We start from the raw sequence: 6,526 nt of genomic DNA on the forward strand, positions 1-6,526 counted from the left end.
CGGCGTCGGGTCGTCCCGCGGCGGGATGGGCCACGCGGCGCAGCACGGACTGGACGCGCAGAACGAGCTCGCGCGGGCTGAACGGCTTGGTGACGTAGTCGTCGGCGCCGATCTGAAGGCCGAGCACCCGGTCGGGCTCCTCGCCACGCGCGGTGACCATGATGACGGGCAGCCCCGGATGGACCTGCCGGAGCTGCCGGCACACTTCGAGGCCGTCGGGCCCGGGCAGCATGAGGTCGAGCAGGACGACGTCTGGACGGCGTTCCCGCGCGACCGTGATACCGGCGGGGCCGTCGCCGACGACGTCGACCTCCAGCCCGGCGCGCTCGAGGTAGGCGGCCACGACTTCCGCGACCGTCGAGTCGTCGTCGATCACGAGCACCCGCGGCACGCACTCAGGATAGGGCCGCTCCAGCGTTGTGGCTCTGCTCGTGACACCGGTCGGACCGTCACGTCAGCACCACGTAAGGACCGGGTAACGGCGCGATCATGGAGTCCGTGCGCGCATCGCCGTTGAATCGTTGTGTCCAGCCGACCGGCTGGCCCAACGGAGGTGAAATCCTATGCAGATCAAGAGAATCCTGTCCGCCAGTGCACTCACTGCACTGGCGGCCGGCGCCGCAGCCGTCGGCCTCGCGGGCCCGGCAACCGCTGGCGTGAGCGGCCCGGCGTTCTACGTGGACCACGTGTTGTATCGCACGGTCGCGACCCCGACGGACCTGTCCGGCACCGGCGCCCCCGACCACACCTTCGACGCCATCTACAGCTTCGGTGCGGCCCAGCCGAGCGTCGCGGAGAGTGCTCCTGGCTACCGCGACTACAACGGCGGACGTTGGCAGGTCCACGCCGTGTCCCTGCCCAACGGCCACGACGCGGCCCTCGCGTCCGGTGACCTCGACCACGACGGGGTCCTCGACTCGCTCGACGAGGTGATGGCAGCCATTTCCGCCGGCGACGCCGTCGACACCGGCGTCGTCAAGTGGTTCGTGTGCACGGTCAACCGGGTGCCGGCGAGCCAGGCCTGACCCCGTTTCGTATGCCGCTGAGCGTGATCCGCGCTCACGTGTGGTCCCAGCCCTCCCGCCCGGGCCCGAACCCCGGGCGGGCACCGGGCTCGGTGGCGGGGTGGGCTCGGTGGCGGGGTGGGCTCGGTGGCGCGGTGGGCTCGGTGGCGCGGTGGGCTCGGTGGCGCGGTGGGCTCGGTGGCGGGGTGGGCTCGGCCTCAGGCTGGCGTGGAGCCGCCCGGCTCGCCGACGGCTGTGGCCTCGGAAGCCGCCACGATCGACTCGGCGAGTGGTGTCCGTCGGTACAGGACGCTGCGGCCCGACCGCCATGAGACGACGAGTCCGTTCCGGCGCAGGATGGACAGGTGCTCACTCACCGTTCCCGGGCTCTGTTCCATGACCCGCGACAGGTGGGTCGTCGTCATCGGCACCTCGAGACGGTGCAGCACCGCTGCCCGCGATCGCCCCACCAGTGCGGCGAGATCATTCGTCGCCTCGTCCGCGGGCGCGAGGCCCTCCCAGACCCGACCGACGCCCCGAGCCGGGTAGATGAGCGAGAACTGGTTCTCCTCCTCGTGTCCGATGAACAGGTGGGGACACACGAACACAGACGGCAAGAGGGTGATCCGGGTGCCCTCGTACGTGGCGGGGGCATGATGCGGTTTCGAGATCTGCAGCACCGTCTCGTCGACGCTGACCTCCGGATGCAGGTCCTCGAACAAGCTGAGAACGCCGGAAGCCAGGGCCAAGGAGGCCCGATACGCCACGTCGTCGGCAACGACCGCTCGCATGCGCGCCAAGTACGGCCCGATCGCCGTGTCCCAGTATGACCAGATCGCGTCACTGACCAGCCGCGGGAGGTCAGCGCCAGACCTCAGCACGAGGCCCTGCGCCTCACCGACGGGTCGGCCTGTCTCCCAGTGCGCCGTGATGTCGCGGCGCAGCTCATCAGCGGGCATCTGCGAGAGGTCGTTCAACTGCTGCTCGATGGACACCTGCGGGTTGGGCGACCACAACGTGAAGAAGTCGGGGGCCCACTTGCCGGGCGGCAGCACGGCCGACAGGACGGACAGGTCCAGCCGCTCGAGGAGGGGCCGCACGTCGCGGACCCACGGTCGCATCGGGAGAGCAAGCGATCTGAGGGGTCTCTGATAACGATCATCTCTTGCCCTCCCGTTCGTCCGGGGTGGCCGAAACATAGGTCAGGTGCAGGACACCGTTCGGAAGCTCGGCGCACCGGTGAGCTGCAGGCTGCTTCGTCGGCGGGCTCCGTCGAAGAGGCGGATACCGTCGTCGACGACGAGGGGGTAGACCATCAGACGGAGCTGGTCGACCATGCCCGCCTCGGTCAACGTCCGGACGAGGGTGGGGCTGCCGATGATGCTCAAGGTGCCCTGGGTCGTGGTCTTGAGCTCCTTGAGCTCCACCAGCCCGTCCGAGCCGGAGACGAGCTGTGTGTTGCTCCAGTCGGCCGCTTGCAGGGTTGAGGTGACCACGTACTTCGGCAGACCGTTCATCGCAGGGGCCATCGGATTCTGGCCGGGGTCTGCATCCGGCCAGTAGTGCGCGAACTCCTCGTAGGCGCGCCGGCCCAGGAGCAGTCCGGCGCTCGAATGCAGGGATTCGGCCACGACCTGCATCATGGGCTCGCTCACGTAGTCGAACTGCCAGGTCTCAGGACTGCCGGCGACCCCGTTCAGGGTGATCATGGTGTTGGCGACGATGTCTCCCATCGGTCTGCCTCTCTCGTGGGGTGATTGGGTCGCCGCAAGTCTGCGAACCAAGCCCCAGCCACCAAACGATTCGGCCACCGCCGACGGTTGGAGGCGCAGGTGCCCGAACGGGATCTCCAGTCGCCGGGGGTCAGGCCCCCGTTTCGTGCGTCACCGGAGCGGGTTGAACGGACGCAGCTCGGCTGGGACCTTGCCCGTCACCATCTGCTCGGCGAGGAGGCGACCGGTCACCGGACCGAGGGTGATCCCCCACATGCCGTGGCCGCCCGCGGCGAAGACGCGCGGTGACTTCGTCGCCCCGATGAGTGGGAGCCCATCGATGGTGCACGGACGCGACCCCACCCACTCGTCCTGGCGGTGGTCGAGGTCGGCGCCGCGGAGCAGGGGCCGGGCGCCCTCGACGATGGCCGCAATGCGACGGCGGTCGAGGGCGGCCTCCGGCTTGCGGAACTCCATCATGCCCGCGACTCGGAGCCGGTCACCGACGGGAGTGCACGCGACGCGTGCGGCGGGGAAGTAGACGGGTCCGTTGGGCAGGTCGTCGACCTCGACGGAGAACGAGTAGCCGCGCCCGGCCTGCACGACACGCTTGACCCCGAATTCGCGGGCGAGCCTGCCGAGCCAGGCGCCGGTGGCGACGACGACCTGGTCGAACTCCTGGGCAGCCCCGGTCGTGGTCTCGACGACGACGGATCGTCCCGTGTCGCGCAGCGCCGTGACCGCCCCACCCGTGAGGATCTTGCCGCCGCGAGCGGTCACCGAGTCGGCGAGGGCAGCCACGTAGGCGCCGGGGTTGATGTAGCGCTGGCCGTGCAGGACGATCGCGGCGCCGATCTCGTCCGAGAGCGCCGGCTCGATGGCACGGGCCTCGTCGCCGGTGAGGACGTCGAAGGTGATGTCTCCGCCCTGGGCGTGAATGTGCTCGATCTCCTCGAGGAGGGTGGTTCGCTCCTCTGCCGTGCGGTAGGCGGCGGTGAAGGACTTCGCGTCGAAGGTCCTCGCGTCGACACCGCCCTCGCCAAGCAGGTCGAAGCTCGCGAGGGAGAGGTCGTTGATCGGGACGAGGGCGCCCATCGCCTTCTTCCACGCCTTCATCGTCGAGTGGCGGGTGAAGCCGGCGACGAACTTGAGGAAGTTCGCGTTCGCGCTCGGTGGCACATAGACCGGTGAGCTCGGGCTGAGCACGGCGCGCAGGCCGTACTTGAGGACGGCGGGCTCGGGCAGGGGCGTCGCGATGCCCGGCGTCAGCCATCCCGCGTTGCCCCAGGAGGCGCCGGCAGCGACACCGTCGCGGTCGAGGACGGTGACCTCGACTCCGCGCTCCTGGAGGAACCAGGCGGTGGCCAGACCGACCATGCCCGCGCCGACGACGGCGACGTGTTCGGGAACGGGCAGACCAGAGGAAGTGACGGAAGCCATATCTCAATGGTTGGCCATTCCCGTGCCGCCCCCGTGGTGCCACCATCACAAAGCCTGGCGCAACTCTTGTTGCGCTGGAACAGCCCTGCCGTGATCATGTGGGCATGCCCCAGCCCCGTACCACCGGTCCCCGCGGACTTCCCATCGCCGACGTCGCCGGGACCCTCGGCGGGGGGCTGCTCCGGGTCGCCGTCGACGCCCCAGGGCCCGAGGTCGACGACATCACGCTTGCCGAGCCCGCCTCCGGGGTCCACGGCCAAGCCGGTGACCTCCTGCTCGGCGTCGGCGTCGAGTCGCCGGAGGCCGCGGTGGCCCTCATCGAGGCGGCCCGCGGGGTCGGCAGCGGCGGTGTCGTCCTCCGCCGCGGCACCGCTCGTCACCGCGAGGTCCGAGGGGCCGCCCGCCGGCTCGGCGTGCCGCTCGTCGAGCTCGCCGACCACGCCTCGTGGGCCCACGTCGTGTGGCTGCTGCGCGGTGTCCTCGACCGGGCCGCGACCGGCGCGGCCGTGCGGACCGACGGACCGGTCCACGACGACCTCTTCGCGCTCGCCGACGCGTGCGCGGCCCTCGTCGAGGCTCCCGTCACGATCGAGGACACCCAGTCCCGTGTCCTCGCCTACTCGAGCCGCCAGGACATTGCGGACCCGGTCCGGGTGTCCACGATCGTCGGCCGGAAGGTGCCCGACACCGTCCTCGCGAGCCTGCGCGGCCGCGGGGTCTTCCGGCGCCTCGCCAGGTCGAGCGACCCCTTCTTCGTCCCCGCGGACGGCGACCTCCGGGCGCGGCTCGTCATCCCCGTCCGGGCCGCCGACGAGTGGCTGGGGTCCATCTGGGCCGTCGTCGACGAGCCGCCGGCCGCCGAGACGACCAGGTCGCTCACCCAGACCGCCTCGGTCGTCGCCCTGCACCTGCTTCGCCTCCGCTCGCAGACCGACCTCGCTCGACGCGTTGCCGCCGACCGCCTGCGCGACGTCCTGACCGGCAACACCGCGGAGGCAGGCCGGTGGCTGCCGGCGCCTCCGTGGCGCGTCGTGGTGCTGGGCGGCGACCCGGCCCTCGAGCCCGAGAACCGCCTGGACACGTGGGAGTCGGCCTGTCGCCGGCTCTCGTGGCGTCAACCGCTGCTCGCGATCCTCGACGACGACGTCGTCGGCCTGGTCCGAGAGCTCGAACCGGACGATCCGGGCGCCGCGTCCGCGCCCGGGAGCTGGTCCTGGCTGCGCACTGTCGTCGACGAGCTCCGCCGCAGCCGCCCCCACGCGCGGGCCTCCGCCGGCAGCGCCGTGCGCCGCCTGCCGCAGCTGGCCCGCTCGCGTCAGGAGGCGCTGGAGGTGCACCGCCTTGCCCTCGCCGGCCGACTCGAGGAGGGCGCCGTCACGGTGGAGCACGCCTGGGCCGAGGTGGTGTGTGAGAGGGCCGTCAGCGGCATACGTGCGGTGGCCTCCCCCGGCCCGGTCGCCGAGCTGCGCGCCCACGACGAGGAACACGGAACCGCCTATGCAGCAACGCTGGCCGCCTGGCTCGACCACCCCGGGGACCCGAAAGCCGCCGCGAAGTGTGTGCACGTGCACCCCAACACCCTCCGCTACCGGATGCGGAAGCTGCCGGAGATCGTCGAGCTCGACCTCGCCGACCCGGTGACGCGCCTGGCGACCCGCCTGGAGCTGCGGTCCCGTGGCCACTGAGCCAGCATGAGCCGGCATGACCAGCACGGCCCAGCACGGCCCAGCACGAGCCGGCATGAGCCAGTGGCTACCGTGGGCACGTGCAGATCATTCCGATGACCGCCGCCCACCGCGACGCCGTCCTCGAGATCTACGCCGCGGGCATCGCCGAGGGTGCGGCGACCTTCGAGACCGAGGTCCCGACGTGGGAACAGTTCGACGCTGGCCGTGCGCCGGACCACCGCTTCGTCGCGGTCGACGACGACGGAACCGTGCTCGGCTGGGTCGCGGTGTCACCGGTCTCGCCGCGCAGCGCCTACGCCGGCGTCGTCGAGCACTCCGTCTATGTCGCGCCTGCCGCGCGCCGGCTCGGGGTGGGGCGGGCGCTGCTCGACGCCATCGTCGCGTCGAGCGAGGCCGCGGGCATCTGGACGATCCAGAGCGGCACCTTCCCCGAGAACACCGGCTCCCGGGCCCTGCACCGGAGTGCCGGCTTTCGCGAGGTCGGCATCCGTGAGCGCATCGGCCGGCTCCGCGGCGTCTGGCGCGACGTCGTCCTCCTGGAGCGTCGGTCACCGATCATCGACTGAGCGGGACGGCAGGCCTCGACCATCCGTTGCGCCGGGGGTGGGTGGTTCCGCGGCAGCCCTCCCCGTCAGGCGTCGCCCATGCGCACGGTGCCGTCGGGGTCGACGCGGAAGTTCGG

The 6,526-nt window shown here is 71.3% G+C and carries 7 protein-coding genes; 3 read left to right on the forward strand and 4 right to left on the reverse strand.

Annotated features, from left to right (window positions below):
* The coding region (locus LOY02_RS17070) for a response regulator transcription factor (protein WP_317183570.1) at positions 1 to 391 on the reverse strand (391 nt) is incomplete at its 3' end.
* Positions 392 to 563: 172 nt separating this feature from the next.
* Between LOY02_RS17070 and LOY02_RS17075 the strand changes: the two genes are divergently transcribed.
* Positions 564 to 1,025, forward strand: coding sequence for a hypothetical protein (locus tag LOY02_RS17075; RefSeq protein WP_317183571.1), 462 nt, complete (start codon positions 564 to 566; stop codon positions 1,023 to 1,025).
* 197 nt (positions 1,026 to 1,222) lie between these two features.
* On the opposite strand, the gene LOY02_RS17080 is transcribed toward LOY02_RS17075, so the two are convergent.
* The 3 genes from LOY02_RS17080 to LOY02_RS17090 form a co-directional block, all read right to left on the reverse strand.
* Positions 1,223 to 2,125, reverse strand: a complete 903-nt coding sequence (locus LOY02_RS17080; RefSeq protein WP_317183572.1) for an ArsR/SmtB family transcription factor — start codon at positions 2,123 to 2,125, stop codon at positions 1,223 to 1,225.
* 81 nt (positions 2,126 to 2,206) lie between these two features.
* Positions 2,207 to 2,737, reverse strand: coding sequence for a dihydrofolate reductase family protein (locus LOY02_RS17085; RefSeq protein ID WP_317183573.1), 531 nt, complete (start codon positions 2,735 to 2,737; stop codon positions 2,207 to 2,209).
* A 150-nt stretch (positions 2,738 to 2,887) separates the two neighbouring features.
* Positions 2,888 to 4,156 (reverse strand): FAD-dependent oxidoreductase, encoded by a 1,269-nt coding sequence (locus LOY02_RS17090; protein ID WP_317183574.1) that lies wholly within the window; start codon positions 4,154 to 4,156, stop codon positions 2,888 to 2,890.
* Between the two features lie 104 nt (positions 4,157 to 4,260).
* Between LOY02_RS17090 and LOY02_RS17095 the strand changes: the two genes are divergently transcribed.
* Positions 4,261 to 5,841, forward strand: a complete 1,581-nt coding sequence (locus LOY02_RS17095) for a helix-turn-helix domain-containing protein (protein ID WP_317183575.1) — start codon at positions 4,261 to 4,263, stop codon at positions 5,839 to 5,841.
* Positions 5,842 to 5,921: 80 nt separating this feature from the next.
* Positions 5,922 to 6,410 (forward strand): GNAT family N-acetyltransferase, encoded by a 489-nt coding sequence (locus LOY02_RS17100; RefSeq protein WP_410505968.1) that lies wholly within the window; start codon positions 5,922 to 5,924, stop codon positions 6,408 to 6,410.
* Positions 6,411 to 6,526: the final 116 nt, after the last annotated feature.

This window comes from Intrasporangium sp. (assembly GCF_032907665.1).
Taxonomy (GTDB): domain Bacteria; phylum Actinomycetota; class Actinomycetes; order Actinomycetales; family Dermatophilaceae; genus Intrasporangium.

Bases quoted from the DNA above. Each gene is read 5' to 3' on its own strand.
- LOY02_RS17075 (WP_317183571.1), top strand. From the start codon at position 564: ATGCAGATCAAGAGAATCCTGTCCGCCAGTGCACTCACTGCACTGGCG.
- LOY02_RS17080 (WP_317183572.1), bottom strand. From the start codon at position 2,125: ATGCGACCGTGGGTCCGCGACGTGCGGCCCCTCCTCGAGCGGCTGGAC.
- LOY02_RS17085 (WP_317183573.1), bottom strand. From the start codon at position 2,737: ATGGGAGACATCGTCGCCAACACCATGATCACCCTGAACGGGGTCGCC.
- LOY02_RS17090 (WP_317183574.1), bottom strand. From the start codon at position 4,156: ATGGCTTCCGTCACTTCCTCTGGTCTGCCCGTTCCCGAACACGTCGCC.
- LOY02_RS17095 (WP_317183575.1), top strand. From the start codon at position 4,261: ATGCCCCAGCCCCGTACCACCGGTCCCCGCGGACTTCCCATCGCCGAC.